Here is a 26,528-nt window from a genome sequence, read left to right on the forward strand (position 1 = left end):
ATAAAGATTCACTCGAAAATTCCGTAGGTACGGAGGAATTTTTTCTTTGCACCACCGTGTAATGCGAAGTAAGTGTATTGTAGGATGGTTTAAATAAAATTTTATAAATCTTAGGCAAAAAACTTTAAAAGCCTTAGATGTTTCAATTGTCTGAGCATTTTTTCAGCGAGTTATTGAAACTTCTTAGGCTTTTAAAGTTTTTTATCTTAGATTTATTAATTTTATTTAATATCCTGCGATACACTTACTTCGCAATTTTATTTAAAGTATTCTACTCCACTCATAAATATCTTCTGATCTTGATTTCCAAATATATTCTTGTAAGTGTTGCTTGAAAATCTTTCTGAGTGACCCATCTTACCAAGTATTCTTCCATCTGGACTAGTTATACCTTCTATGGAGCAAACAGAACCATTAGGATTAATCTTAGTATCATAGCTTAAGTTTCCACTTAAATCAACATATTGAGTTGCAACCTGACCATTTTCCATAAGCTTCTTTGTAAGTTCTAAGCTAGCTACAAATCTTCCTTCACCATGGGAAACAGGTATGCAGTGTATATCTCCCTTTTCTACATTTGAGAACCAAGGTGATTTTGTTGAAACAATTTTAGTATATACCATTTGAGATACGTGTCTTCCTATTGTGTTGTAAGTTAAAGTAGGACATTTATCATCTATTTCTCTTATTTCACCGTATGGAACAAGTCCAAGTTTTATAAGTGCCTGGAAGCCGTTACAAATTCCTAGCATAAGTCCATCACGTTCATTTAATAATTTCATAACTTCATCTTTAATTCTTTCATTTCTAAATACTGCTGCTATAAACTTTCCAGAACCATCTGGTTCATCTCCAGCACTAAAGCCGCCTGGAAGCATTATTATTTGAGATTTTCTTATTTCTTTTACAAATTCCTCTACAGAAGCTTCAATGTCGCTTTCCTTTAAGTTTCTAAATACAACTGTACTCACTTCTGCGCCGGCTTTTTCAAAGGCCCTCTTAGAATCATATTCGCAATTTGTTCCAGGGAATACAGGAATAAATACTTTTGGCTTTGCAATCTTGTTTAATATGCTTACCTTTGTATTTTCATATTTAGGCTCTACGTTTATTTCTGGTTTTTCAGGAACTTCTGCTTTTGTTGGGAATATTTTTTCAAGAGTATTTGTCCAAGCTGCATAAGCTTCTTTTAAGTCAATTACAGTTTTTCCAAGATCAATTTCATATTCTCTTTCAGTTGTTCCAAGTAAAGCATATTTAGTTTCTCCAAAAGCTTCTTTTAAATCTAAATCTGAAGAAACTTCAAGTATTATTGAACCATAATCTTCTGCAAATAAATCTGCATTTGAAGCTTCATTTAATTTAAAGCCTATTCTGTTACCAAATGTCATCTTACTTATTGCTGCACAAATACCACCATTTCTAACACTTTGAGCACTAAGAACATATCCTTTTTCCATGAGTTCATGAACCTTATCAAAGTTCGCCTTAAGGTTAGAGAATACAGGCATTTCATTTTCATCTCTTAAAGCTTTAACTAAAACTACTGTGCTGCCGATCTTTTTAAATTCTGGTGATATTACTTTGTTAACATTTAAAACATTAACTGCAAAAGAAACTAAAGTTGGGGGTACAGTTAAATCCATAAAGGTTCCAGACATACTGTCCTTTCCTCCAATTGCAGGTGTTTTAAATTCCTTTTGAGCATAAAGCGCACCAAGAAGTGCTGCAAAAGGTTTTCCCCACTTTTCTTCATCTTTATTAAGTCTTTCAAAATATTCCTGGAAAGTAAGTCTTGATTTTTTATAATCTCCGCCCATACATACAATTTTAGTAAGTGATTCAACTACAGCGTACATTGCTCCGTGGAAAGGACTCCATTTTCCTATTTTAGGATTGTATCCATAAGTCATTATTGTTCCTGTTGTAGTATCTCCTTCAAGTACAGGAAGTTTACCAGCCATACCTTCAGCAGGTGTTTCTTGATATTTTCCACCAAAAGGCATTAAAACTGTTCCTGCTCCTATAGTACTGTCAAATCTTTCAGAAAGTCCCTTTTGACTGCATACATTTAAATCAGAAAGAGTGTTTAACCATTTTTCTTTTACGTCTTTACTTGCTGCTTCTTTATCAAAATAGCTGTGCTTTTCACAAGGTGCTTCTACAAGTACGTCTGTATTTTGTCTAACACCATTTGTGTCAAGGAATTCTCTTGTAACATTAACTATAGCATTTCCCTTCCAGAAAAGTTTAAGTCTCTTACTGTCTGTTACATTTGCTACAACTACAGCTTCAAGGTTTTCTTTTTCAGCATATTCTATAAATTTCTTAGCATTTTCTTTAGTTACTACAACTGCCATTCTTTCTTGAGATTCTGAAATTGCAAGTTCTGTTCCATCAAGACCTTCATATTTTTTAGGAACTAAATCTAGGTTTATATCAAGTCCATCTGTAAGTTCTCCAATAGCTACAGAAACTCCGCCTGCTCCAAAGTCATTACATCTTTTTATCATGGTGCTTACAGCTTTGTTTCTAAATAATCTTTGAAGTTTTCTTTCAGTTGGCGCATTTCCCTTTTGAACTTCAGCACCACAAGATTCTAGTGAACTTACTGTATGTTCCTTTGAAGAACCTGTTGCTCCACCGCAGCCGTCTCTTCCAGTTCTACCACCAAGTAAAACAACTACATCAGAAGGCTTTGGCTCTTCTCTTACAACATTTTCCTTAGGTGCAGCCGCAATTACAGCTCCAACTTCCATTCTCTTTGCTATAAAGCCCTCATCATAACATTCTGAAACCTGACCTGTTGCAAGACCAATTTGGTTTCCATAAGAACTGTAACCATGAGCAGCTCCAAGCGTTATTTTCTTTTGAGGAAGTCTTCCCTTTGTTGTATCTTCTATTTTTGTTCTAGGATCTCCACTTCCTGTAACTCTCATAGCTTGATATACATAAGATCTTCCTGATAATGGATCTCTTATTGCACCACCAAGACAAGTAGCGGCACCACCAAATGGCTCAATTTCTGTTGGATGGTTGTGAGTTTCATTTTTAAACATAACAAGCCATTTTTCAGTTTTACCATTTATATCTGCATCAACAACAATACTGCAAGCATTTATTTCGTCAGATGCATCAAGATCATCAAGATATCCATCTTTTCTAAGAGCTTTCATGCCTATAACAGCTATGTCCATTAAGCACAACTCTTTCTTTTTATCTCCATAAACATCTTTTCTTGTTTCAAGATAATCTTCATATGCAGCTTTAACTACTTTTGAGTATTTTCCATCTTCAAATCTTATATTATTTAATCTAGTTTGGAAAGTTGTATGTCTACAGTGATCTGACCAATAGGTATCTATAACCTTTATTTCTGTAATTGTTGGATTTCTTTTTTCTGTATTTTTAAAATATTCCCTAGTGAATTTTAAATCATCAAGACTCATTGCAAGTCCTCTAGCTTTTAGAAATGCCTCTAATTCACTTTCACTAAAGTTTATAAAATTTTCAATTGTTTCAACAGTATCTGGAAGATTATATTGAACTTTTAATGTAGAAGGTTTTTCTAGGGATGCTTCTCTTGAATCTACAGGATTGATTATATATTTTTTTATTTTCTCAAAGTCGCTTTCACTTACATTTCCTTTTAGTACGATTACTCTTGCAGAAATTATTGTGACATTTTCTTTGCCTGTAAGTATCTGCATACACTGTGCTGCTGAGTCTGCTCTTTGATCGTATTGTCCTGGTAAAAATTCTACTGCAAATACCTTTTCATCTTGTCCTATATTTATTTTTTCATCGTAAGCTTCATCTACTGTACTTTCTGAAAACACTATTTTTTTTGCAGCTTCATATTCCTTATCAGTTATGCCAGACACATCATATCTGTTATAAACAGATACTTTTTCAAGTCCATCTACACCTAGATTTTCTTTAAGGTCCTTAAGAATTCCTTTTGCTTCAACATCAAAGCCTTCCTTCTTAACAACAAATATTCTTCTAACCATATCTTTATCAAGCATAATCTACATTCTCCTTAACTTTTTACGAACATTTTTTTATTAATAAACAATATAATTCGTATTGATGTAAATATTATAATACATTTTTATAGAAATTTAAAGCTTTTTACGTAATTCATTAAAAAATCATGCAAAATAAGTGCATAATAGGATATTAAATAAAACCGCTCTATTTTAAAATGGTGTTGAAAATATTATATAATTTAAGAGGGATCATGCAATCCCTCTTAAATTATAATTGTAGTTATATTTATTGTTTTAAAACACCTTTGCACATAGTTTTCTTGTGACATTTAGGACAATATAAACTTTTATAGTTTACCTCACTATGATTATATGACTATATTTGATTATAGATTTATTATTCATAATCTGACTTCCTAATCTATGAATTTTGATATATTTTTTACAGTATACCCTAAAAAACATATCCAATAAAACTAATAAATCTAAAATAAAAAAATTTAATTGATTACAAAAATTCAAGTTCAAAATTCCGTAGGCACGGAAGAATCTTTTCCTTGCACTCCCGGCGGAACAAAGTAACAATGCTGAAGGAACGATTTAAAAAAGTCCTAATAAATCTCAGTTCAAAAATTGTAAAATACTTAGATATTTCAATTGTATGAGCATTTTTTCAGCGAGTTATTGAAATTTCTTAGTATTTTATTATTTTTTGAACCTTAGATTTATAGGGCTTATTATTGAAAGTACTTTTATCTTATTCTAGAAGGATAATGGGCTTACGCCCAAACCCCGCGAATGTTTATGTGACGAAGCATTGTTACTTTGTATAACATTTTCCGTTAACATTATGATAGGTTTTAGGCTTATCCTTTTTACCGAAATCTTTAAGGATAACCCTAGCTTGTATTTCATTAAATATATTTTTTATTTCAGTTGCATCCTCATGACTATATGTAGCTAAATTTATATTTGCCTTAGTTTTATTTTTCAATTTAATTTCTATAAGTCTATCCCATTTTGGAACAAATATACTTTCCATTTCGCTAAATTTAATCTCAGTTTTTTTAACAGGAAATCCACTATATATGATTACCTTTTCGGAATCAATTGCTAAATCAGGTATTTTTTTATGCTTTGTCATCTTATACCTGTATATTGTACAAGTTATATCAAAAATTACATAAATAACTACAACTGCCATAAAAATAATGCCAAGCATTGAAAATTTATCCTTTAAGTTAGCAAGTACTGTAAGTAAAACTAATCCAGCATCTGCTACCAATGATTTGTAACTGTTTTTTGAAGTAAATGTTTTAATATTATTCTCCACATTGTCACCTCCGAACTACAAAAATTCTATACATAATTATATCATATTGAAAAAAGTTATTGTATAATATTTTAAAAGAAAGGAGTTTTGCATATGAATAAGGTTGATAAACACAAGGAAATATGTGAAAGACTTAATAAGCTTTACGCAGCTAAAAACAAGGATTATGGCGACAGCTTCGGAAAAGGCTTTGAAGAGTACGGTCCTATAATGCCCGCTATAAGATTAGAAGATAAACTCCAAAGATTTAAGCAGCTCATAAAAAATGAAGCTGAAGTTAAAGATGAAAGTATAATAGATACTCTTATGGATCTTGCTAATTACAGTATAATGACTATAATTGAGCTTGAAAAAGACAAAGAGGTGTCTTAGTTGGACGATGATGAGAATTTTACGCTTAGAATAGCAAAACGAGGATTTGATGCTGAAGATTCAAGATGGTTTTCTAAAGAGGAAATTTTAAAATTAAAAAAAGCTCAAGAAGAAGTATTTTGGCTTCTTAACAGGAACTACAGTATAAATTCCATAATGAATTTTGTTGGAGGTCACTATCAATTTTCTATTCGCCAGCGTCAAGCTTTAAAACGCTCTACTGGTTCAAAAAAAGATATTGAAAGAAGAATTTTAAAAAGCATTCCCTGTGAAAATATTAAAGATGATAACATATATATAGATGGCTTCAACTTAATAATCACTATGGAGGTGGCTCTTTCTGGAGGTATACTGGTAATTGGAAATGATAGTACAGTAAGAGATATTGCAGGTATTCAAGGAAGTTACCGCCTTATAGATAAAACAGACAAAGCCCTAGAAATACTAGGTAAGGCCTTTAACGACTTTAAGGCTAAAAATGTTAAATTTTTTCTTGATTCACCTGTTTCAAATTCCGGACGACTTAAGGAAAGGATACTGCTTCATTCCATTTCATGGCACTGCAGTACTAGTGTTGATCTTGTTCCAAATGCTGACATGATACTTTGTAATACTGGAAGAGTTGTTACCTCAGATTCAATAATACTTGATAAGTGTAAAAGCTGGTTTAACCTTGCTAGAAAAATAATAGAGGATTATGTTCCAAATGCAAAACTCGTAAACTTAAGTCATACCACACTATAAACAGCAGCTTTTAATTGTAAAATAAAAATGGAGAGGAGTTTATCTCCTTTCCATTTTTATTATAATAAACTATCTTCGCAGTAAAATTACATTGCCCTTCCCGGAATAATTGCATCTATTATTCCAATAACAAGAGCTGCTAATATTGCTCCTAGTATTGATGCTCTCATGTTTGGAACTAAAAATTGAGTTAGGTATATTATTATAGCTGAAATAACAAAACCTTTTAATCCTTTTCCAAAAGGAGATGCATCAACTCCCATAAAGGATTCAACAAAATAATCTATTACTGTTATAACAACTGCTGCTAATAAAAAAGACCATAAACCTCTAATGCTAAAGCCCGGCGTTAAATATGAAGTTATAGCTAATATAACAGCTGTAATCGCCAATCTACCAAGCCAATGACCAAAGCCTCCACTGTTTGAACGTGCTACTTTTTTATCATCATTATTACTATCTGCCATAGTAAAATCCCTCCTAAAAAATCAATAAATATTAAGAATATATTTATGTTGCCCATATTATTAAGAAATATAATATGTTTTTTTAAATTTTTAAGAGGAATTTATTACTGAAATTTTGGCACTTCATAAATTATGTTATTTTTATCCAAAATTTGTTTAAAAGAATTATATATTAACTTAGATATATTGTAAGCCCACTGAACATCAGTAGCATATTCATAAGCTGCTGGATAAGAAGGATTCCATTTCATAGTATAAAGAGTTTTCCTGTCAGAAAAAGCAGAATTTGTACTATAAATATACTTCTCGGCTATAAACTCAATTCCTCCCTGAAGTGCATCCTTTGGAGTAAACCATCCATTGTCATAGGCATACTTAGCACCGTTTTTATCTGGGTCCGAATCATATGCTCCTATGCCAAAAAAATTATATGTACTTTTTCCCTGAACTTGTATATTTCCAGAAGCAAGATTTGATTTTCCATTGTTACTCTCATGAAGTGCATGATACACAATATATACAACATTAAGCTTATACTTATTTGCAGCATCAATAAATGTTTGTCCCATTCCTTCCAAGGTTCCTTTTCCTTTGAGCACCAAGTTTAAATCCTCCGCAGTCACATTATCTAAAGTTTTATCAATTTTCATAAACATATACTTTCCGACATCATCCATAAAGTTGTCTGGATTCATATAATACGAAATAATATTTTTACTTCCATCACTCCAGTAGGTTTTTATTTCATATTTAGAAGAATTTGAAGCAACCTGCTGATTTACTATTTTATCAAAACCAATACTGTAGTTTTTGTAGGTTATATTTTGCATATTAGAATTTCCTATAACATTTTTAATACATCTAGCATAATTAGTATAGTAATTATCAAAATCCGTGTTTCCATCCTCATTTGCTCCAATTACACTGCTTTGACCTTTAACATATACTACAACCTTATAATCTCCTTCATCAATTGAATTATTATACTGAAAATTATAATCTGCAGCATCCACAGCACTGGTATATCCAGTTGTAAGCTCCTTATATTTTTCAAAGTTATATCCCGTATAATTAAACTTGTACAAAAATATTCTATACTTTACCTTATCTCCTGAAGCCTTCAAATTTAGCGAAAGCTTGTCACTTGTAGTTAAAATTTTATTTAACATACTGCATGAATAAACCACTGGAAGTCCATTGTAATTTGTTCCATCCGCCATAGCAGAATTCGTAGTAAAATTCATGTTTACTGGAATATTTAAAGCTTTTCCATCCTGAGATTTTACATCTGGGCTTACACTTAAAGTATAAGTTTTTCCAGGAACATATCCGAGAGTTGGAAGTTCCAGAATTACTACTTTAGGATTGCTTTTATCCGCTTTTACCTTTACACCAACATCTCTAGTATTATCCATAATCTTAAAATTATATGAGTTAATTGATGCCACGTCTATAGCCTTACTAAAGGTTATTTTCCACTCCTTATTCATATCAATATCTACTTTTGCCGGAAAAACGTTTACATCTACTGCTTGTACAGTTTTAGGCATAAAAACTAATAAAACAAAAACAGCTGCAGTTAATAATCTTTTCATCACCATGATTGCCCCCCTTCGTATATATGAACAGTTGATAATATTTAAGTTCTAGGCTATGTTTTAAAATAGCGTTGAAATATAACTTGTAAAATTACAGATAGGATTATTCATATATAATACTGAATAAAAGTACTTTTCCTGTACTAAACTTTCATTTTTTCTTTTATTATCTCGTAAAACCTATCATCAAGTATATTCATATTTTTATCTAATGTTGGATTTCCAATAACAACCCATTTATCGCTATCAATATAAGTAACAGCTATATAGTCTCTGCTATAATCACATGAAAAACCACCACATGGATACTCTTTTTTATATTTATATTGAGTTTCTTCAATTGAAAAAGTACCCATATTACTATATCTACCACCATTACTCCATTTTAGATGGTATTTTTTGAATATTTGTAAATATTTCAAAAGCTCGTTGTATAGATTTATGTCATTAAAATCGCAACACTTTACTTGCTTTTCAATAATATTGCCCAGTATATGAAACTCGTAAAACAATTTATCGTTTTCTTGCGCATACTCAGTTTTAATTTTTAATATTAGTGGTATTTTTTCTCCGTCTATTATTACTGTAGGTTGACTATAACGGTCTTCTTCTAATTTTATCTTCTTATTCATTTATATATTTCTCCTTTTTTACAATCAATAATATATCAAATTCTCTCTCTCTAATAAGATTTTATACTATATTTAACAATTAGTATAGTAAACTTATCAATGAATTTTAAGGGCTTAAAACAATTATTTACCAGTAAATTTTTTGTCGTTTTTGGTCGATATATTTATCACTATATAAAAAAGGAGTGATTTACAATGAAACGCTGCAAAGAACTTTTTATGGCTGTACTTCTAATTACTGTACTAATTTTAAACCCAGGCTATATTTTAGCAAAGTCTTCCAAGACCGGTTCTACACCATTAGCTCCAGCTTCTATAACCTATTCAAATGTAACCTCCAGCGACGCAACTTTAAGCTGGGCAACTTCTTTAGGTGCAGCTGGTTACAAATTGTATAGGGCAACCTCTTACGATTCAAATTATACTTTAATAGCAACTTTATCAACTAATACTTATAAGAATACAGCTTTGCAGCCAAATACAACCTATTGGTATTTTGTTAGGGCCTATAATTCCTATGGTACCTCTTTAGATTCTAAGCACATAAGTATTGCAACTCTACCAACATCAACTATTTCAAAGAAATTAGTTTTAGGTTACGCTACCTACTACTATTCTGGAGATAGTTCTTCTTACAATTCAATGACAGCAAATACATCAACTATTGATGAAATTGCAACTGATACTTATACAGCAGATAGCACTGGAAATATTTCAGGCTTAATACCAACAAATCAAATAACCTATGCAAATAACAATGGAATTAAGGCTTTTGCTATGATAACAAACAATTTTGATGGAGCAATAGCAAAATCCTTATTGGAAACTTCCCAAAACAGAACAAATCTTATAAACAATATAGTAAATGCCTTAAAATTAAATGGCTACAAAGGTGTTAACATAGACCTTGAAGGTGTATATTATTATGATAGAAGTTACCTTACAGCCTTTATGAACGAGCTTTACACTACTCTTCATCCCCAAGGTTTTTACGTAACAATGGCAGTTCCTGCAAAGACCAGCGACAGCCCAAGTGCTTCCTGGAATGGTGCTTATGATTACGCTGCTCTTCCAAATTATTCAGACCAAATTGTGCTAATGACTTACGATGAGCACTATCCTGGCGGGACACCTGGTGCTATAGCTTCAATTGGCTGGGTAGAAAACGTAATCAAATACGCCGTTACTGTAATACCAAGGGAAAAAATCTTACTTGGAACAGCTGCCTATGGATATGATTGGACATCAACTTCAACAAAAGCTTATGGTATTTCTGGAATTTACAATTTAGCTTTAACTACTGCTAGTAGTATAAAGTGGGATTCTGTATCACAATCTCCTTACTTTAACTATACAGATTCAACTGGCATCATCCACAGTGTGTGGTTTGAAAATTCTCAAAGCCTAAATTACAAGCTGGATTTAGTAAATTCATATAATTTATCTGGCATAGCTATTTGGAGACTTGGACTCGAAAATGCAGATTACTGGACAAGCATCAAAACTAAGTTCAGTAGATAACTGTGGGGAATAATGTTGATTTGAAACATTAAATAAAGCTAATGAATCCTAAATTTCTAAGAACTTTCAATAGCTCATCTTTGACTCAAACAGATTGAAAGTTCTAAGACTTTTACGATTCATCATCTAAGATTTATAAAGCTTTATTTAAACTATCCCTAATCAACATTATTCCACTCACATGTTAGTACAAGGAAAAAATTCATCCGTACCTACGGAGTTTTATCATGAATCTTTATAGTACATTATTTAAAATAATATTGAAAATATATAAATTAATTATAAGATATTACATTTTGATTTTGCTAATTGAATTTTGCTGTTAAAATAATTGCTAATAGATAAATTGAATGGCACTATTTTTTCATAGCAATTAAGAGCAATTTTATATTTTCCAGCATTCACAAGTGAAATAATATAGTTTCCTACCCCAGCCCTTGATTGATTATATTTCGATCGTTTACCATTTAGTTGTTGCCATGAACCAAGCAAGTATTCATTGTTATCATCATGCTCATTATTATCATAAAACAGTAAATCAACAATATTTGAAAAACTATTTATAGATTCTTCAATAACAGTATCAGAAACACTTCCAAGTAAAGCATCCAAACCAATATGTTGAGTAAAATATGTTATTTCATAAAATTTATAATTATAGTCATCTTTCAATTCAAGAAGCATATTTTTCATATTATCTAATGCTAAAATAGAATTTTCTTTGTTGAAATTATATTGAATTTTCATTGGCGTTGCAATTGAAGCTCTGTGAGATTCAAAGCGAATTCGTCTGTTTTCTATCGTTTTGGATGATTGTTTACAAGCAAATTTGTATAAGTCAAACCAATATTCCTCATACCCACCAACCATTAAAGTCATCTTCTGTGTTCCGTCTGAAACAATCCAATGTAAATATTTAGAATCCATTTGTAAAATTTGTTTCTCAAATAATTTATGATTATCTAATTCATTATCAGATTTTCTCAACATTGCTAAATTATCAGAAATGTTCCACAATGCCCAGCAACGTTCCTCATCATTGAAATCCTCACTTTTTAATGCATATGTCAACAACTCGACAATCTTGGCTTTTTCACCATAATTCCTAAATTTAATATAATTCGCCTTCAAATTATCGTTTATCACTAATAGCCTCCCCAAGAAAATTAATCTTTGTTTCGTCATTTCCAAGGATTGTGTAACCAATCAATAATTAATATATGTTCTATAGATAAACCGCTTCAACTATTGAAATTCATGTGCACCATAATGCTCAGAAGACGGCATTTGAATACAAATAAATTTCAAGTTTATTTATCTTTAATTATATCACTAACTTCAAATCAATATTACTTCACCTATTTCTATCTTTTTAAAACGTTTCTCTTATACATAATATACATTTTTTTATTTAAAGGATCTATCTTATGCTTTTCTCGTGTTTCTCCAAGTTTAAATTGTATTTCGTGAAAGCCATAAAACTTTGTAACAAACATACCTTTCCCACCTGTATAGGATGCAACCTCCAAATTATAGTCTCGTGAAGTATTTACAGGAATTAGCCCTTGAAGCAAAATATCTTTATTTAGTTGTATTGGATTATCAAATTTAGCTCTAAGTCTTGTAAGATCTGAAATAGCTCTACCGCAAACCTCTTCATTAATTTTAAGTTCAAATTCATATAAAGGTTCCAAAAGTTGAGTTTTAGCATTATTTACAGCCTCCATAAGTACCATAGGTGCCAAATTTCTAAATTCCGCTGGAGTACTCATAACACTATCAAAGGCTCCATGAATAAGTGTAACCTTAATATCCGTAAGCTCCCAGCCATAAAGTCCCTGTGTAAGAGCCTCATACACTCCATCTTCTATACCATTTTGAAAGGTCTTTGGCAAATATCCTGTAGTAACATCTGATACATACTTTATGCCCTCTCCTCTTTTAATTGGCTCAACCTTTATTCCAATTCCTGCATAAAAGGGATTTTCAGCTGTAAATATATGTGTTACTGCAGTACCTGCCTTTTGTGGAGTTTCTTTATATATGGTAAGTGCTTTTTCAAATTTAACTTTTATATTATATTTGCTTTCAAGTATTGCCTTTACAACCTCCATTTGAACTTCTCCAAAAAAATTCAAATAAATATCCTTTTGATCCTCCGAAGCTTCATATTTTAGAAGAGGATCTTCTTCAGCAAGCATTAAAATAGCTTCATATAACCTTATATTTTCATGTTCATTTAAAGGAATAATTTTAGCCTTTAAAACCGGCTCTGCTAAATTTATAGCTTTAATTTTTTTATCCCTTAATCCTACAATGTCTCCTATTTTAGCGCCTTTAATCCCATATAAAATCCCTATGTCTCCTGCTCTTAAGGTTTCACTTTCTAGGTTCCTTCCATTTAAAAGTGCATCTATCCTTTTAACTTTTTCATCATTTTCCTTTCCAAATATAGAAAGCTTATCCCTTACATTTATTTTTCCATTAAATAATCTCACATAAGTTTTTTTATTATTCATTTTTGAATTATCAATTTTGAATACAACTCCAGAAAGCATGCTTTCCTCATTGCCTTTTGAATATGGCAAATATTTAACTACAGCCTCCATTAAATCCTGCATGCCAATTTCCTTTAATGCCGAACCAATTAATACAGGATAAAGCTTTGCATCTCTTGCTTTAAATTGTATTCTTTGTTTAACATATGCTCTTTCAATTTTTTCATCATTTATATATGCTTCCAAAAACTTATCATCAATATCACATAAACTTTCTATAATTTCTCCCATACTATTATAAGAATATGGCCTTTCCACTTCAAGCTCATGAGTACCTTGTTTATGTGCATTTTGAACTCCTATTATATTAGGTGATAAAACCTTTTTCATTTCTTCTATAACTCTTTTGTAGTTAGCTCCACTTCTATCAAGTTTGTTTATAAATATAACCGTTGGAAGTTTAAGCTTCTTTAAAACTTTAAAAAGCATTAAAGTATGCGCTTGAACTCCTTCAACTGCTGAAACAACAAGCACCGCTCCGTCAAGTACACTTAAAGAACGTTCAACTTCTGCCACAAAATCCGCATGTCCTGGTGTATCAAGTATATTAATCTTTACATTTTTCCAATTAAAAGATATTACAGACGACTTTATTGTAATTCCACGCTTTCTCTCAAGCTCCATAGAATCCGTCACCGTATTTCCATTATCCACTCTTCCAGCTTTCTTTATGACTCCGCCCAAATACAGTAGGTTCTCTGTAACGGTTGTTTTTCCTGCATCAACATGTGCAACTATGCCAATATTAATCTTATTCAAAATATCATCCCTTCAGTAGATAAACCACTCTGAAACTTGAAATTTATTTGTACTAAAATGCCGTCTTCCGGGCATTTTAGTGCACATGAATTTCAATAGTTGAAGCGGTTTATCAAAAATTCAGCACATGCAAAAGAGATGTTAAAGGTAAGGTGATAAATCCAATACTACCTTTTCTTATATGCTGCGTTTTCCCTGAATCAGATTACACATCTGAAGGTATTTTAAGTAACAAAAAAACACCATAACCAATGGTGCCAAATGCAATTTATTATAAATCATCAAGGCTTCAGGGTTACTTTACTTTTTAAAAGAAGCATCACTAAATAAAGCAAAAACATAACACTTTTTTTGCCTTAAAAACATACTTCTTTTTTATATTAAATTAGATACTTTTCACCTTTATGATTTTTTTTAGCATGAAAAACAACTCCTTAAAGTTTATATACCTACCTATATGTGTTCATTATACAAGAAATGTATTTATATGTCAATTTGTAATCACTATAGAATGAGTAGCTTGGAAAAATCTCAAACTTAATGGGCGCAAAGTGGTTAAACCAGAGTGTTCAGCTCAGATGACATTATTAAGTTCTAAGACTTACCTGATGGAAACGAAAAGTAAATCCACATTCACTGTACTTTCTACTCTGCCTTAATTCTTGCTGCTTCTTTAAAAAACTCTTCACATTTATCTTTAGAAATTTCTGTTAGCTTTTTACCTCCTTCTGTTTGCCTTTTTGAGAAAGTTTTGCTAGGAATGATCTTACTTCTTCTAGAGTTGGTATTTTTGATTTTTCATTGTTTTGAAGATTTTCCTTTATGGCTTGTACCTCTTTAGGCTGGCTTTGAAAACCTGCATTTATCTGAACTTCTGCTTTCATTTGCTCTAGTGCTTCAGATAAAGCCAATACTGCATTTACAATATTGGGACAATCGATTTTAACGTTGATATTAATATCCATTTTAATAACTCCTTTCTTTAGGTGTTCTATGGATATAATATGCTAGAGGTATGAAAAATTCCGAGGTAAATTTAATTTTATTGAATGGATATATTAAATATTGGCAATAAACTGAAATAAGTTTTATATTTATTTGTTAGTAAAGTATGTGACAATATCCCCCCATTCAAAATGAGATATTCTCTCTTGTGCATCATTTTTGTCTATTAATTTAATAACAGGTCTACCATGCAAATAAAATCCAATATTTGTCTAAACATATACATTATCTTGAAATTAATGTTATAATTATAGCATATATTAACTATATTTATTGTTTACTAAAGATTATTTAACTAACCTCTCTTTATTGGACAGAAAAAGAGAGACTTTATTATTTAAAATGGATCATTTTATTGTTAGTCCATTGAGAGATGGAATGGATAGAACGATTAAATAGTGCGGTTAATTATATCGAAGAGAATATAAAAGAAACTATTGATTTAAATTCAGTGATATCAATTGCTCAAAATATTTAATATTAGGGGGGGATTCTATGGAAAAGATAGATGAAGTATTAGAATTTTATAATGCTGGTACTGAAAAAGGAAGGCTAGAAAGAGGACTTGGAAAAGTTGAATTATATAGAACAAAAGAAATATTAAAGAAATATATTACTAAAACTAATAATACAATTTTTGATGTTGGTGGGGGTATTGGGATTTATTCTTCTTGGCTTTCAGAGATGAACAACGAAGTGCATCTTTTAGAATTAGCACCATGGGCAGTTGAATATGCAATTAAGAATCAAAATAAAAGCAACCCCTTCCTTGCAGAAGTTTGTGATGCAAGAAACATTAACAGAGAAGATGAAAGTGCAGATATTGTTTTGCTTATGGGACCACTATATCATTTGCAAAATATAGACGACCGATTACAAGTCTTGAAGGAAGCAAAAAGAGTTTTAAAGAAAAATGGTCTTTTGTTTTCAGTAGGAATATCAAAATTTAGTTCTACAACCTGGGCATTGTCAACCTACGGGAAGGATAATAACTTTTTAGATGATAATATATTTACTAATATGCTTGAAAATGAATTATCATCAGGTATTCATATAAGACCAAAGGAATATCCATATTTTATTGCACAAGCATACTTTCATACTCCATTAGGCTTACAAAAAGAGCTTGAATCAGTAGGCTTTGAAACAATTCAAAAACACGCAATAGAGGGACTCATCTGGTTCACACCTTGCTTAAGTGAAAAATGGGAAGATAAGAATAGCAGGGAAAGATTATTAAACATTGCACGGCTTACAGAAAATGAGGAAGAAATCATGGGAATGAGTCCCCATTTTATGATCGTATCAAGAAAATAAACAAATAACTTAGAAAGTATAATATAATTAACTTATAATAAACATATAAGTTAGAGCTTGGAGGGTGATTATGAAAAAATGGTATGATGAAGAATACGAATGGGAAATTGAGGTGACAGGTTTTCTTCGAAGTGACCACACAGAAAGATATTGCCGAAATGGCGAGGAGATTGGAGATAAGTATGCCTGCACCTATGGGTGTCCTGTAAATAAAGATGGACAAGGTATTTGTTCCAAGGTAATGATGATTATGTTTCCAATCATGGAGGCTGTCAGAAGTGGTGGAGATTTACAGAATATTGGCGGAGACGGAAAATACACCAAGGATGTTGTATGTCCAGATGGCTGCGTTATGTTTAGGATGACGGCAAAAAAACTTGGAAATGAGAATTTTTATAAGGGGAAGTTTTTCGATTAAAGATTCCCCCTAAAACTTGAAATTTATTTGTACCAAGATGTATAAATTTAAGTTTATTAACCTGGTAAACAGGAATTTAAATTTGTTTAGATTGTGAAATAGTACGGTTGAATACTCAAAAAATAAAAATATAATTTTGGATTTCACTCTACTATGCTCCTCAAATTCCATTTTATCAGCATGAATTTAGTATTAACAATTTCGTCCTTCAAGATATTTTTCCCTTAAAAACACAAAATCTGCATATAAATAATTATCCCAAACAAAAGCAAGCTTGCAAAATTATACATACAGAATTTCTTCATATACTCACTACTTTTATGAAAATTTTCATTGCTGTATATTTTATAGGAAATTAGACTCGCAAGTGATGCAATTATAGTTCCCATACCTCCAACATTCACCCCTAAAAGCACTTCTCTCCAATTGCTGGTAAAGTTAGAAACAAGTATAGAACATGGAACATTGCTTATAACCTGGCTAAGAACTATAGAAGATATATAAGGCATATGAGGTATTTTGAGAAAAAGCCTAAGCTGAACCTGTACAAATTCAATGTTTGATATATTACCAATAAATACAAAAAAACCAACAAAAGTAGCTAATAAAAAATAATCCACTTCTTTTATAAGATGCCTGTCCAAAATCAGAACACAAACTAATACCGCTGCAAAGGTATATCTGTAATCTATAAGGCTAAATACCGAAGCCGTTACAATTAAAAATAAAGCTATGTAAACATAAGTCCTTTTTTTATCTTCAATATATACCTTTTGAACAGAAATTTTTATTCTCCTTCTTAAAGTTCTTCTATTTAAAAATAAAAGCCATAAAAATCCCATAAGAGCAAAGGGTATGGTTACGAAAAAAAACTCTATCCCACTAAGTTTATAATGTGTAAACAAAAATAAATTTTGAGGATTACCCATAGGCGTAAGGCTACTTCCAATGTTAGCAGCAATTGTTTGAGTTACAACAGTTTTCATTGAATCTATTCTGGCATTTTTTAGTGTAAGAATTGCAAGTGGTACAAAGGTTAAAAGTGCTACATCATTAGTTACAACCATTGAGGAAAAAAATGTGACAACTATAAAAACCAAAGAAACCATTCTCGTGTTTTTACACCTAGTTAAAATTTCTACTGCTATTTTGTCCATGACCCTCAGCTTTTCAAAAGCTGCAACTACTATCATTAAATTAAATAGTAAAACAAGCACCTTGAAATTTATATAAGACAGCTTAGGTCTTACGGCTAAAGAAGATACAGCCGCTAAAATAAATGAAGCAGCAAACACCTTTTCCTTAGCTAATTTTTCTTTAAATGCATTTAAATAATTATTTTTCATAACTCTCCATTACCTTTATTATGTTTAAAAATGTTTTATTTACAGGTGTAGCTACGCCGTATCTTTCTCCAAGGTCACACACAGTTTTAGAAAACATATCCACCTCTGTTTTTCTTCCAGACAATATATCCTGACACATTGAAGTTTTTCCTTCCGGCTCACAGGTATCTAAAATTCTGCACCAATTTTGTATATCCTCTTCATTTAAATTAACCTTAGCTTTCTTAGATACTTCTACAACCTCACGCATTAAGGAAAGCATAAGTTCTCTTGCTTCTTTACTTCTCTGAAAAACTCCATAATCTGCCTTTAAAACAGAAGACGAGGTATTTATACCTACATTAAACATAAACTTTGACCACTGGGAATGAAGCATATTTTCCGGTATTTCATATGCAACTCCTGCTCTTTCAAAAAACTCCTTTACAGCCTGAACTTTTTCAGAATAAACTTTATTTTCTTTTTCACCAAAAACTATTCTGTATCTATCAGAAACATGAACCTCATTTCCTAAACGCGTTGCTTCTATAATACAGAAAGAATATAAGAGCTTATCCATACCATATTTTTTGCCAATTATCTCTTCACTGCTTATTCCATTTAAAAGTGAAAGTATTATAGTATCCTTTCCAACAAAGTTTTTTATATCCTCTAGAGAATTTCCAAGTTCCGTCCCTTTTACAGCTACTATAACGAGGTCAAAAGGCTCTCTATTTTCATCTGGATTTACACAAGCAAATTTGTATTTTTTGCCGTTTATTATAAATCCATTTTTTTCGTATCTTTCCTTCCTTTCACCCTTGGCTATTACTTTAAATTTATCAGAATTAAAATCATAAAAATTCCTTCCAAAAGCGCAGCCTACAGCCCCCATTCCTATAAGTGCTACATTTTCTATCCTTTTCATTGTAAATCAGCCCCCTTAAAAATATACAATTAATATTTTATTCTTAACATAATGATATTTCAACCTAAACATAGATGAGCAACATAAAAGATCAAATTAATTCATACTGTGAGCTGTACTCTGGATTAAATTCCTTTGGTGCTTTACCAAACATCTTTTTAAAAGCCCTAAAAAATGACGAATAATCCTTAAAACCGCATTCCATATAGACTTTAGTAACTGCCTCTCCATTTTTTATAAGATCCTTAGCCATTAGCAATCTTTTCTGAGACACGTAATTATAAAGAGTATACCCTGTTTCCTTCTTAAATTTATGCATAAGATAGTATTTACTTATATAAAATTTTTCAGATAAAACTTCTACAGAAAGCTCTTCACTTAAGTTTTTATTTATGTACTTTAATATCTTTTCAATTTGCCTATCATATTTTATTGTTTCATCATTTTCTAAATACAATTTTCCAAGATGAACCCTATTTAAATAAATTACAAGCTGAATAAAGAGAGAATTACTAAGAAGCTTGCTGCCAAACTCATCAGATTTAAGTGAAGCTTCAAGTGATGAAATTATATATTTTATGTTGTTTTGAAATTTTTCTTCAAGTCTTACAAGATTAAAGCTCTTCTCCTTCGCCAGCTTAAAACAATTTGAAAGATCACAGCCTTCATAATTATGCTTTTCTATAAAATCCGAATTTGCCCATATAATTATTCTTTCATAAGTCTCAGCTGGATCAATAATTGGCTTATGTACATCATGGTTATTTACAAGCAAAATGTCCCATGGTTTTAAGTCATATGCTTTTCCTTCAATTAAATATGTTACCTTGCCAGATAAAAATATTATTATCTTGTTAAAATCATGGTAGTGAAATTCAAAGCTCTGGCTTTTTTTGTCCCTTAGATGAAACAACTGAAAATCCCTATTAAGATATCCAAGTTTATTATCCATAAAAACACCTCACAAGAATCATAAAGCATTTTTTACAATATATCAAGCAATATATGCACTATTTATTGTTAAAACATCATATATAATATAATTATACCTATTAACCAAACCCTATTTGTACCAGGTTTTATTGCTTGGTACAAATGCCTAATGGAGGATGTAAAATGAATTTAAATGAACTCTTAAAAAATATAGATTGCAAAATGATAACTGGCAACATTAATATAGATATTAAAGGCATAAGCTATGACTCAAGGAAAATTCAAAAAGATTTTCTGTTTGTATGTATAAAAGGAACAAAGGTAGATGGCCACAGCTATATAAAAGAGGCCATAAAAAATGGTGCAGCAGCAGTAATAGTTGAAGACGAAGTTGTATTTACTAATGAAGAAGTTACTTTAATTAAGGTTAAAGATACAAAACACGCTCTTGCGGGCATTTCAAATATATTCTATGGTGAGCCTTCAAAAAAAATAAATTTAGTCGGAATAACAGGCACCAATGGTAAAACTTCAGTATCCTATTATGTAAGAGATATACTAGAAGCTCACGGAGAAATTACAGGTGTTGTGGGAACTCTTGGCTATGAACTTACAAATGAAAAAATAAATGTAAAAAAAGTAAATCCGACTACACCAGAAGCACTTGAACTTCAGGCCATACTTAGAGAATTTATAGATAAAGGTGCTAAGAATGCAGTAATGGAGGTCACTTCCTCTGGTCTTTTAAATGAAAGAGTTGATTTTTGTGATTTCAATATAGGTGTATTTACAAATCTTTCTCCTGACCATCTTGATATACATGGAACCATGGAAAACTATAAAAATGAGAAGATGAAACTGTTTCAAAAATGCAAAATTGGCGTTGTAAATTTAGACGATAACATTGCAAAAGAAATTATAGAAAAATCCCCTTGCAGGTTTATAACCTATGGAATAGATACCGATGCAGACATAACTGCTTCTGATATATCCTACACTCAAACTACTGTAAGTTTTAAGGTAAATTACAAAAAAATAAGTCGAGAGTTAAAGGTGAATATTCCCGGTAAATTTACAGTTTATAATATACTTGCCTCTATAGGAGTTTGCCTTGGCCTAGGCATTGATATAAGTAAGGTTTTAGAATTTGTCCCAAGCATAAAACGTGTTCCCGGAAGACTTGAACTTGTTAAAAATTCTTCTAATAAAAATGTGATTATCGATTATGCTCATACCCCAGATGCCCTTGAAAAACTGCTGATTATGGCAAGGGATATAACAGAAGGAAAAATTGTAACTGTATTTGGCTGCGGCGGTGACAGAGATAAATCCAAAAGAAAAGTAATGGGAATGGGTGCAGGAATTTTATCCGATTACTGCATAATAACTTCTGATAATCCAAGAACGGAAGATCCTAAAAAAATAATCGAAGAAATAGAAGATGGTATGAGCATTGTAAATTCAAAGTATGAAAAGATAATTGATAGGCAAAAAGCCATTGAAAAAGGACTTAGCATTTTAGGCGACAAGGATTTATTAATAATCGCAGGAAAAGGCAGTGAAAATTATCAAATTGTAGGCAGCGAAAGAATACACTTTGATGATAAAGAAGTGGTAGAAAGACTTTTAGGATAAAAAGTGCGAATTAACAATGCTTCGTCGCATTAAAAAAATCCTATAAATCTAAGCCTCAAAAATCATAAAATCCTAAGAGTTTTCAATAACTCGCTGAAAAGATGCTCAAACAAATTTAAAACTCTAAGTATTTTATGATTTTTGAGCCAAGATTTATTAGAATTTTTTTAAACTGTTCCTTAAGCATTGTTAATTCGCTCCCACCGTAGGTGCAAGGAAAAAATTCCTCCGTTCTTACGGAATTTTAGGTGTAAACTTGTACATCCCAATTATAGTTTATATCTTAAACTTTTGCACTAGCTCATTAAGCTTTAATGCTAATTCAGCTTGACTTTGGGAAGTTGATGCTACTTGCTGTAAACCTTCATTTGCCTCTTCAATTCCACTTTTTATGTCATACGTATTTTCAGTGACAATCTGTGCATTGTTTGATACCTCTTGAACTGCACTACTTACCTGACCTATTGTCTCATCAATATATTTAGCCATAGAAGCTATTTTATTTGAAGTTGAACTTATAAAATTAGCATCATTATAATACTTGTCTCCAACTTTCTCAAATTTTTCAAGCTCAGGTTTTATATCTTCACTCATAAAAATCATTACTTCATTAGCACTATCAGAAAGACTTTTAAATGCCTGTTGAACCTTTTCAATTGTATTCTTAATACCTTCTACTGATTCAGCTGACTGCTCTGAAAGTTCTCTTACCTGATCTGCTACAACAGCAAAACCCTTACCATGTTCACCTGCTCTTGCCGCTTCTATTGCTGCATTAAGTGCAAGTAAATTAGTCTGCTCCGATATATCTGCAATAGCATTAGCCATCTGCTTTATATCTTCAACAACTTTACCTTGTTCTATTGAATTTACCATATCAATTTTTTTATTCTGATAAATATCTTGTACCTTTTTTACAGATTCTTTTCCGTTATTTTTAATCTCAACCGCATTATTTTTAGATTTATCAGAACTACTACTTTGTTCTCCTGCACTGCTCGATAACTCGCTCACATTTGAATTGATTTCTTCTATTGAAGCTGTCAATTCTTCAGAAGATGAGCTTGTTTTTTCAACCTGATCAGATATTTGTTTAGTTGATTCATTTATACTTTCAAATTTAGAACTTAATTCTTCGACGGTAGCAGAAAGTTCCTCACTAGAAGCACTTAAATCTTGAGAATGTCCCATAATAGTTTTTATAATTTCCTTAACATTTTCCTGTGCTTTTGAAAGAAATCTATCTGTGTCTCCAAACTCATCATTTCTCTTTATATCTATTGTAGATGAGAAATCATAATTTGCCATTCCCTTAGCAGCTTCATTTATTTTGCTCAAGCAATTTTTAGTATCTCTAGTTATACTAACTGCAAGTGCCAAAGATGTTACAACTCCTAATACTATTATTATTAAAAGTGCTAATATAAAATTATTATACGCCTGTAAATTATTATTATTGTCAATTTTAGCCTCATTCAAGTTTATGCTAACCAAGTTGTCAATTTTTTGAAATATTTCTTTTCTGTTTTTTGAATTACTTGAATTTTGTTTTTGAGCTTCAACAAAATCACTAGCATTTACAGCATCTACAACCTTATTAGATGTATTAATATATTTTTCATTAATAGCTTCTATCTCCTCCCATTTTGCTTTGGTGGAATCATCCATAGACAGCGCCTGATATTTCTTAATTATTCCATCATTTTGATTTTCATCATTATGTATTTCATTTATTGCTTCAGCCATTTGTGAACTATCCTTTTGGTACACTAACTTCAATAAATCTGCCCTTATTTCAGTTAGATTCTGCTCTATTTGCTCCAAATAATATACTCTTTTTAAATCAGTTTTATACATCTTATTAGAACCAAGGCTTACTCTGTTTAAGTTAAAACCTCCTGTGAGCCCTACTGCAATAATAAAAAATACAGGAATTAAAAATGCAATAATGAATTTAGGTCCAATTCTCAATTTCCCAATAACTTTCAAAACCATCATCCTCTCTCAATTATATATCCTCTCCTTAATTACTATCGTCATATAATAGATTCATTTTAATCTTTACTTTCCATAATGGTTAATATCTGTAATCTTGACGCACATATTCTACAATGTTATAATTTAAAGTAAAGCTTTCCATAGAAAATAGAGGTGTAATTAAAATGGCATTAAGACAGATTAGACTTTTGGGAGACGACATATTGAGAAAAAAGAGTAGAGATGTTGAAGTTGTAGACGATAAAATAAGACAAATTTTAGACGATATGGTTGATACTCTTCACAATACAGAAAATGGTGCAGCAATAGCAGCTCCTCAAGTAGGAATATTAAAAAAATTAGTTGTAATAGATATGGGACAAGGTGTTATAAAATTAGTGAATCCAAAGATAGTAAAAAAAGAAGGAACTCAAGAAGTAGTTGAAGGGTGCCTTAGCATCCCTGATAAATTTGGAAAATTAATAAGGCCAGCAAAGGTAACAGTTGAAGCTTTAAACGAGAATGGCAAAAAAATTACTATTACAGGAACAGAGGATTTAGCAAAATGCCTTTGCCATGAAATAGATCATTTATATGGCGTTTTATTTATTGATTTTGTTACTGAATACTTACATTAAGAGCTTTGTTTTAAATAAGTGTAATCTTGCACTTGTTTAAAACAAAGCTTATTTAAATTATATAAAGTATAACCTTATCTCTAAATATATTTTCTATTTGCTCTGTAAAAAATTCCTTCATATCTTGTAACTCTTCTTTATTATAAACAAACTTTCCATATCCAAACTGTCCATATTTGTATTTTCTCTCTTCATCTACCATTGGAAGCGTTGTTTCCGGAAACACCTCTAATATTATATTTTTTGCTCTAGTAGTATACCTATGAGATATAATTTCAAAGCTTACGGGGTATTCTAAATCCTGTGGAAGCTTAGAATTTAAGTCTAAAAGCAGTTTCTTATAATCTTCCTTCCACCCTTCATATAAAAATACCGGTGCTATTATATATCCTACCTTATATCCTGCCTTTGCTACTTTTACACTAGCCTCTATCCTTTTATTAATTGGTGCAGTCTTATTTTCGTATTCATTAATAACCCTGTCAGTATTTATGGTAAATCTTATTTCTGTATTGCCATTATGCTTTGCATCGAGTAGTGTATCTACATCATTAAATTTTGTAACAAATCTAAATTTCCCCTTATCGCTGTTTCCAAAAAACTCTATACTCTTTTTTAATATATTAGTATACGGCTCAACAGGTACGGGATCTGAAGTAGCAGAACCTTCAAATATAGTTGTTTGTGGCAATCTTTCATTTATATATTTTTGAGCCTCCTTCAGTATATCATCTACATTTGCATTAACCTTTATATAAGGCTTATCACCTAAATTGGTGTTCAAGTAGCAGTACTGACACTGACCAATGCAGCCAGACACAAGTGGCAGCTGATAATGAGCTGACGGCTTACAGGATTGAAATTTAAAGCCTTTCTTTACTCCAACCACTAGAGTGTTTTTGCCTTCTCTATAAAAATCATACAAATTATCTCCTGGAATATTCTGCTTTACCTTATTTGACGACAAATTTATTATTTTAATGCCTTCCTTACCCTTAAATTTATTATATATATTTTCACCTACTTCATAGTCTAAAGAACCTTTTTCAAATATTACTCTTTTAGGAATAAACATATTTTTATTTTTTATTCCTCCTTAAATTTTGATTTTTTAATTGGTTTATATTTTGACTTATCCTTTTCAGAAGGATCTATATATTCATAATCTCCCTTATCATTTTTCTTTAAACCAAGTGATGCCATTTTCTTTCTAGTAACGGTTAATTTATTACTCATAATAACACACTTCCTTTTATAATATATTTTTTCTTTTTAGCATATTTTATACGCACCATTCAATGTAAATACAGTATTTTTACCAATAAAATGGTAATATTGTATAAACTTTTGTTAAAAAATATCGAATATATAAGATAGACTAAAGAATTATGTTAGGAGAGATAAAGAAATCATGTCAGAAAATATACTGGAAGCTGTAATTTCAGCTGCTGCTCAATTTAAAACATTCTTACAAAGAGATGATATATCAATAGCAATATCTGATAGAGAAAAATTTTTAGCAACTTATGATAGTTCCAAAATAAAGTTAGACTTTAAAACTGGTACCCATTTAAAGGATGCTGGACTTTTAGAAACTGCTACTAAAATATTCAGAACAAAACAATCAGACACCACAATTATTCCTAAGGAAGTAATGGGCTTCCCTGTTAAAGCAATTGCTAGTCCTATTTTAGACCAAAATGGTGAGGTAGTAGGAATTTTTAGTTTAGCAATGGGTTTAACCAAGGAATTTCAGGCGGAAGAAATATCTGAAGAATTAACTGCATCCCTTCAGCAAACTAATGCATCTATACAAGAAATATCAAGCGGAGCAGCCAAACTAAACAGCATGTTAAAATCCATTAAAGAAAATGCTAACGCTTTAGAAGAAAATTTAAAAATAAGCAATAATTCTATTGATTTAATCAAATCTATTTCATCACAATCAAATATTCTAGGATTAAACGCCGCCATAGAAGCAGCAAGAGCAGGAAGCTACGGAAGTGGATTTTCTGTAGTAGCTAACGAAATGAGAAAACTTGCAAATCAAAGTAATGAAATATCTAAAACTATAGAGGACTCCATTGCTCAGATGACTAAAACTATAAAAGATGTTTTGAATGCTGTAAATGAAGTTAATAAGGTTTCAGACAATCAATCACAATCAACAAAGGAAGCTTCTGAAGCACTAAACCTAATTACGGACAAATCATCAGAATTAGTATCACTTTCTAAATTAAGCTAAAAAAGGCAGGGGTTTATTTTAAATAAGTGTTAATAGGTTCACACTTGTTTAAAATCCTATCCTTAAAAATCGCTTCTAATAGTAAAATAAAAAGGATATTTCAGTTTTTTCATTAAAGTTAAGACATTTTC

General features: G+C 31.1%; 22 protein-coding genes. 8 read left to right on the forward strand and 14 right to left on the reverse strand.

Going from position 1 to position 26,528, the window contains the following annotated elements:
* Nucleotides 1-257: 257 nt before the first annotated feature.
* Both ACJDT4_RS06110 and ACJDT4_RS06115 read right to left on the reverse strand, forming a co-directional pair.
* Nucleotides 258-4,028, reverse strand: a complete 3,771-nt coding sequence (locus tag ACJDT4_RS06110) for a phosphoribosylformylglycinamidine synthase (protein WP_479723303.1) — start codon at nucleotides 4,026-4,028, stop codon at nucleotides 258-260.
* Between the two features lie 784 nt (nucleotides 4,029-4,812).
* On the reverse strand, nucleotides 4,813-5,325 hold the full coding sequence (locus ACJDT4_RS06115; RefSeq protein ID WP_406786656.1) for a hypothetical protein: 513 nt from the start codon (nucleotides 5,323-5,325) through the stop codon (nucleotides 4,813-4,815).
* A 93-nt stretch (nucleotides 5,326-5,418) separates the two neighbouring features.
* Here ACJDT4_RS06115 and ACJDT4_RS06120 point away from each other — a divergent pair, with 93 nt between their 5' ends.
* Nucleotides 5,419-5,697 carry a DUF1599 domain-containing protein gene (locus ACJDT4_RS06120; protein ID WP_406786657.1) on the forward strand — a complete coding sequence of 93 codons (279 nt, stop codon included), beginning with the start codon at nucleotides 5,419-5,421 and terminating at the stop codon, nucleotides 5,695-5,697.
* Nucleotides 5,698-6,441 carry a DUF434 domain-containing protein gene (locus ACJDT4_RS06125; protein WP_406786658.1) on the forward strand — a complete coding sequence of 248 codons (744 nt, stop codon included), beginning with the start codon at nucleotides 5,698-5,700 and terminating at the stop codon, nucleotides 6,439-6,441.
* An 86-nt stretch (nucleotides 6,442-6,527) separates the two neighbouring features.
* On the opposite strand, the gene ACJDT4_RS06130 is transcribed toward ACJDT4_RS06125, so the two are convergent.
* From ACJDT4_RS06130 to ACJDT4_RS06140, 3 genes are all read right to left on the reverse strand, one after another.
* Nucleotides 6,528-6,908 (reverse strand): phage holin family protein, encoded by a 381-nt coding sequence (locus ACJDT4_RS06130; RefSeq protein ID WP_406786659.1) that lies wholly within the window; start codon nucleotides 6,906-6,908, stop codon nucleotides 6,528-6,530.
* A 104-nt stretch (nucleotides 6,909-7,012) separates the two neighbouring features.
* The gene (locus ACJDT4_RS06135) at nucleotides 7,013-8,503 is read right to left on the reverse strand and encodes a glucosaminidase domain-containing protein (RefSeq protein ID WP_406786660.1); all 1,491 of its coding nucleotides are present in this window, start codon (nucleotides 8,501-8,503) and stop codon (nucleotides 7,013-7,015) included.
* A gap of 146 nt (nucleotides 8,504-8,649) precedes the next feature.
* On the reverse strand, nucleotides 8,650-9,138 hold the full coding sequence (locus ACJDT4_RS06140; protein ID WP_406786661.1) for a hypothetical protein: 489 nt from the start codon (nucleotides 9,136-9,138) through the stop codon (nucleotides 8,650-8,652).
* Between the two features lie 195 nt (nucleotides 9,139-9,333).
* Here ACJDT4_RS06140 and ACJDT4_RS06145 point away from each other — a divergent pair, with 195 nt between their 5' ends.
* Nucleotides 9,334-10,659 carry a glycosyl hydrolase family 18 protein gene (locus ACJDT4_RS06145; RefSeq protein WP_406786662.1) on the forward strand — a complete coding sequence of 442 codons (1,326 nt, stop codon included), beginning with the start codon at nucleotides 9,334-9,336 and terminating at the stop codon, nucleotides 10,657-10,659.
* Nucleotides 10,660-10,938: 279 nt separating this feature from the next.
* On the opposite strand, the gene ACJDT4_RS06150 is transcribed toward ACJDT4_RS06145, so the two are convergent.
* The 3 genes from ACJDT4_RS06150 to ACJDT4_RS06160 all read right to left on the reverse strand — a co-directional run bounded on the left by ACJDT4_RS06150 (nucleotide 10,939) and on the right by ACJDT4_RS06160 (nucleotide 14,941).
* Nucleotides 10,939-11,805, reverse strand: coding sequence for a hypothetical protein (locus ACJDT4_RS06150; RefSeq protein ID WP_406786663.1), 867 nt, complete (start codon nucleotides 11,803-11,805; stop codon nucleotides 10,939-10,941).
* A gap of 218 nt (nucleotides 11,806-12,023) precedes the next feature.
* Nucleotides 12,024-13,976 (reverse strand): tetracycline resistance ribosomal protection protein, encoded by a 1,953-nt coding sequence (tet, locus tag ACJDT4_RS06155; RefSeq protein ID WP_406786664.1) that lies wholly within the window; start codon nucleotides 13,974-13,976, stop codon nucleotides 12,024-12,026.
* Nucleotides 13,977-14,686: 710 nt separating this feature from the next.
* Nucleotides 14,687-14,941: an rRNA biogenesis protein rrp5 gene (locus ACJDT4_RS06160; RefSeq protein WP_406786665.1), complete on the reverse strand. Its 255-nt coding sequence runs from the start codon at nucleotides 14,939-14,941 to the stop codon at nucleotides 14,687-14,689.
* 535 nt (nucleotides 14,942-15,476) lie between these two features.
* Between ACJDT4_RS06160 and ACJDT4_RS06165 the strand changes: the two genes are divergently transcribed.
* Together ACJDT4_RS06165 and ACJDT4_RS06170 are read left to right on the forward strand one after the other, a co-directional pair.
* Nucleotides 15,477-16,298 (forward strand): class I SAM-dependent methyltransferase, encoded by an 822-nt coding sequence (locus ACJDT4_RS06165; protein WP_406786666.1) that lies wholly within the window; start codon nucleotides 15,477-15,479, stop codon nucleotides 16,296-16,298.
* Nucleotides 16,299-16,368: 70 nt separating this feature from the next.
* On the forward strand, nucleotides 16,369-16,716 hold the full coding sequence (locus ACJDT4_RS06170) for a TIGR04076 family protein (RefSeq protein ID WP_406786667.1): 348 nt from the start codon (nucleotides 16,369-16,371) through the stop codon (nucleotides 16,714-16,716).
* A 224-nt stretch (nucleotides 16,717-16,940) separates the two neighbouring features.
* On the opposite strand, the gene ACJDT4_RS06175 is transcribed toward ACJDT4_RS06170, so the two are convergent.
* From ACJDT4_RS06175 to ACJDT4_RS06185, 3 genes are all read right to left on the reverse strand, one after another.
* Nucleotides 16,941-18,062, reverse strand: coding sequence for an SLC13 family permease (locus ACJDT4_RS06175; protein ID WP_406786668.1), 1,122 nt, complete (start codon nucleotides 18,060-18,062; stop codon nucleotides 16,941-16,943).
* On the reverse strand, nucleotides 18,052-18,969 hold the full coding sequence (locus ACJDT4_RS06180) for a ketopantoate reductase family protein (protein WP_406786669.1): 918 nt from the start codon (nucleotides 18,967-18,969) through the stop codon (nucleotides 18,052-18,054). Before ACJDT4_RS06180 ends, ACJDT4_RS06175 begins: the two co-directional genes overlap by 11 nt.
* A gap of 91 nt (nucleotides 18,970-19,060) precedes the next feature.
* On the reverse strand, nucleotides 19,061-19,921 hold the full coding sequence (locus tag ACJDT4_RS06185; RefSeq protein ID WP_406786670.1) for an AraC family transcriptional regulator: 861 nt from the start codon (nucleotides 19,919-19,921) through the stop codon (nucleotides 19,061-19,063).
* A 164-nt stretch (nucleotides 19,922-20,085) separates the two neighbouring features.
* Here ACJDT4_RS06185 and ACJDT4_RS06190 point away from each other — a divergent pair, with 164 nt between their 5' ends.
* On the forward strand, nucleotides 20,086-21,537 hold the full coding sequence (locus tag ACJDT4_RS06190) for a UDP-N-acetylmuramoyl-L-alanyl-D-glutamate--2,6-diaminopimelate ligase (RefSeq protein WP_406786671.1): 1,452 nt from the start codon (nucleotides 20,086-20,088) through the stop codon (nucleotides 21,535-21,537).
* Between the two features lie 276 nt (nucleotides 21,538-21,813).
* Here the strand turns inward: ACJDT4_RS06190 and ACJDT4_RS06195 are convergent, their stop codons facing one another.
* Nucleotides 21,814-23,526: a methyl-accepting chemotaxis protein gene (locus ACJDT4_RS06195; protein ID WP_406786672.1), complete on the reverse strand. Its 1,713-nt coding sequence runs from the start codon at nucleotides 23,524-23,526 to the stop codon at nucleotides 21,814-21,816.
* 173 nt (nucleotides 23,527-23,699) lie between these two features.
* On the opposite strand from ACJDT4_RS06195, the gene def reads away from it, so the two are divergent.
* Nucleotides 23,700-24,152: a peptide deformylase gene (gene def, locus ACJDT4_RS06200; RefSeq protein WP_406786673.1), complete on the forward strand. Its 453-nt coding sequence runs from the start codon at nucleotides 23,700-23,702 to the stop codon at nucleotides 24,150-24,152.
* 52 nt (nucleotides 24,153-24,204) lie between these two features.
* On the opposite strand, the gene splB is transcribed toward def, so the two are convergent.
* Together splB and ACJDT4_RS06210 are read right to left on the reverse strand one after the other, a co-directional pair.
* A complete protein-coding gene (gene splB, locus ACJDT4_RS06205; protein ID WP_406786674.1) occupies nucleotides 24,205-25,227 on the reverse strand; it encodes a spore photoproduct lyase in 1,023 nt (340 codons plus the stop codon).
* An 11-nt stretch (nucleotides 25,228-25,238) separates the two neighbouring features.
* Entirely contained in the window at nucleotides 25,239-25,388 is a 150-nt protein-coding gene (locus ACJDT4_RS06210) for a hypothetical protein (RefSeq protein ID WP_406786675.1), read from the reverse strand.
* 175 nt (nucleotides 25,389-25,563) lie between these two features.
* Between ACJDT4_RS06210 and ACJDT4_RS06215 the strand changes: the two genes are divergently transcribed.
* The gene (locus ACJDT4_RS06215; protein WP_406786676.1) at nucleotides 25,564-26,397 is read left to right on the forward strand and encodes a methyl-accepting chemotaxis protein; all 834 of its coding nucleotides are present in this window, start codon (nucleotides 25,564-25,566) and stop codon (nucleotides 26,395-26,397) included.
* Nucleotides 26,398-26,528: the final 131 nt, after the last annotated feature.

It is taken from the genome of Clostridium neuense (genome assembly GCF_045310695.1).
Lineage (GTDB): Bacteria > Bacillota > Clostridia > Clostridiales > Clostridiaceae > Clostridium_S > Clostridium_S neuense.

What these genes read in the sequence shown, in the direction of transcription:
- ACJDT4_RS06110 (WP_479723303.1), bottom strand. Translation starts at nt 4,028, where the DNA reads ATGCTTGATAAAGATATGGTTAGAAGAATATTTGTTGTTAAGAAGGAA.
- ACJDT4_RS06120 (WP_406786657.1), top strand. Translation starts at nt 5,419, where the DNA reads ATGAATAAGGTTGATAAACACAAGGAAATATGTGAAAGACTTAATAAG.
- ACJDT4_RS06130 (WP_406786659.1), bottom strand. Translation starts at nt 6,908, where the DNA reads ATGGCAGATAGTAATAATGATGATAAAAAAGTAGCACGTTCAAACAGT.
- ACJDT4_RS06135 (WP_406786660.1), bottom strand. Translation starts at nt 8,503, where the DNA reads ATGAAAAGATTATTAACTGCAGCTGTTTTTGTTTTATTAGTTTTTATG.
- ACJDT4_RS06140 (WP_406786661.1), bottom strand. Translation starts at nt 9,138, where the DNA reads ATGAATAAGAAGATAAAATTAGAAGAAGACCGTTATAGTCAACCTACA.
- ACJDT4_RS06145 (WP_406786662.1), top strand. Translation starts at nt 9,334, where the DNA reads ATGAAACGCTGCAAAGAACTTTTTATGGCTGTACTTCTAATTACTGTA.
- ACJDT4_RS06160 (WP_406786665.1), bottom strand. Translation starts at nt 14,941, where the DNA reads ATGGATATTAATATCAACGTTAAAATCGATTGTCCCAATATTGTAAAT.
- ACJDT4_RS06165 (WP_406786666.1), top strand. Translation starts at nt 15,477, where the DNA reads ATGGAAAAGATAGATGAAGTATTAGAATTTTATAATGCTGGTACTGAA.
- ACJDT4_RS06170 (WP_406786667.1), top strand. Translation starts at nt 16,369, where the DNA reads ATGAAAAAATGGTATGATGAAGAATACGAATGGGAAATTGAGGTGACA.
- ACJDT4_RS06175 (WP_406786668.1), bottom strand. Translation starts at nt 18,062, where the DNA reads ATGAAAAATAATTATTTAAATGCATTTAAAGAAAAATTAGCTAAGGAA.
- ACJDT4_RS06180 (WP_406786669.1), bottom strand. Translation starts at nt 18,969, where the DNA reads ATGAAAAGGATAGAAAATGTAGCACTTATAGGAATGGGGGCTGTAGGC.
- ACJDT4_RS06185 (WP_406786670.1), bottom strand. Translation starts at nt 19,921, where the DNA reads ATGGATAATAAACTTGGATATCTTAATAGGGATTTTCAGTTGTTTCAT.
- ACJDT4_RS06190 (WP_406786671.1), top strand. Translation starts at nt 20,086, where the DNA reads ATGAATTTAAATGAACTCTTAAAAAATATAGATTGCAAAATGATAACT.
- def (WP_406786673.1), top strand. Translation starts at nt 23,700, where the DNA reads ATGGCATTAAGACAGATTAGACTTTTGGGAGACGACATATTGAGAAAA.
- splB (WP_406786674.1), bottom strand. Translation starts at nt 25,227, where the DNA reads ATGTTTATTCCTAAAAGAGTAATATTTGAAAAAGGTTCTTTAGACTAT.
- ACJDT4_RS06210 (WP_406786675.1), bottom strand. Translation starts at nt 25,388, where the DNA reads ATGAGTAATAAATTAACCGTTACTAGAAAGAAAATGGCATCACTTGGT.
- ACJDT4_RS06215 (WP_406786676.1), top strand. Translation starts at nt 25,564, where the DNA reads ATGTCAGAAAATATACTGGAAGCTGTAATTTCAGCTGCTGCTCAATTT.